The organism is Brenneria populi (assembly GCF_036016195.1).
Taxonomy (GTDB): domain Bacteria; phylum Pseudomonadota; class Gammaproteobacteria; order Enterobacterales; family Enterobacteriaceae; genus Brenneria; species Brenneria populi.
Genome location: NZ_JAYWTM010000068.1, coordinates 1 through 1193, shown reverse-complemented (window position 1 = coordinate 1193; position 1193 = coordinate 1). Strand labels below are relative to the sequence as shown.

The window sequence follows — 1193 nt, the reverse complement described above, 5'->3', positions numbered from 1 at the left end:
TGTCTAAAGAAAAATTTGAACGTACAAAACCCCATCTCAACGTCGGTACTATCGGCCACGTTGACCATGGTAAAACAACGCTGACTGCCGCCATTACTACCGTTCTGGCTAAAACTTACGGCGGTTCCGCTCGCGCATTCGATCAGATCGATAACGCACCGGAAGAAAAAGCGCGCGGTATCACCATCAACACGTCTCACGTGGAATACGATACCCCGACTCGCCACTACGCGCACGTTGACTGCCCGGGACACGCCGACTATGTGAAAAACATGATCACCGGTGCTGCCCAGATGGACGGCGCTATCCTGGTGGTTGCCGCAACCGACGGCCCGATGCCGCAAACGCGTGAACACATCCTGCTGGGTCGCCAGGTAGGCGTTCCTTACATCATCGTGTTCCTGAACAAATGCGACATGGTTGATGATGAAGAGCTGCTGGAACTGGTTGAGATGGAAGTGCGCGAACTGCTGTCTCAGTACGAATTCCCGGGCGACGATACGCCGGTGATCCGCGGCTCCGCGCTGAAAGCGCTGGAAGGCGACGCCGAGTGGGAAGCGAAAATCATCGAACTGGCTGAAGCGCTGGATACCTATATTCCGGAACCGGAACGCGCCATCGACAAGCCGTTCCTGCTGCCTATCGAAGACGTATTCTCCATCTCCGGCCGTGGTACGGTTGTTACCGGTCGTGTAGAACGCGGCATCATCAAAGTGGGCGACGAAGTTGAAATCGTGGGTATCAAAGCCACCACGAAAACCACCTGTACCGGCGTGGAAATGTTCCGCAAACTGCTGGACGAAGGCCGTGCGGGTGAAAACGTGGGCGTTCTGCTGCGCGGCACGAAACGTGACGAAGTAGAACGTGGTCAGGTCCTGGCGAAGCCGGGTTCAATCAAACCTCACACTCAGTTCGAGTCTGAAGTTTATATCCTGAGCAAAGACGAAGGCGGCCGTCATACTCCGTTCTTCAAAGGCTACCGTCCGCAGTTCTACTTCCGTACCACAGACGTAACGGGCACCATCGAACTGCCGGAAGGCGTGGAAATGGTGATGCCGGGCGATAACGTGAAGATGGTGGTAAACCTGATTGCGCCGATCGCGATGGATGACGGTCTGCGTTTCGCAATCCGTGAAGGCGGTCGTACCGTTGGCGCGGGCGTTGTTGCTAAAGTTATCGCTTAATCGCTGATA

At 55.4% G+C, this 1193-nt stretch carries 1 protein-coding gene; it reads left to right on the top strand.

Annotated elements, in window-relative coordinates:
* The coding region (gene tuf, locus VSX58_RS22425; protein WP_327619984.1) for an elongation factor Tu at nucleotides 1-1184 on the top strand (1184 nt) is incomplete at its 5' end.
* Between the last annotated feature and the right edge of the window lie 9 nt (nucleotides 1185-1193).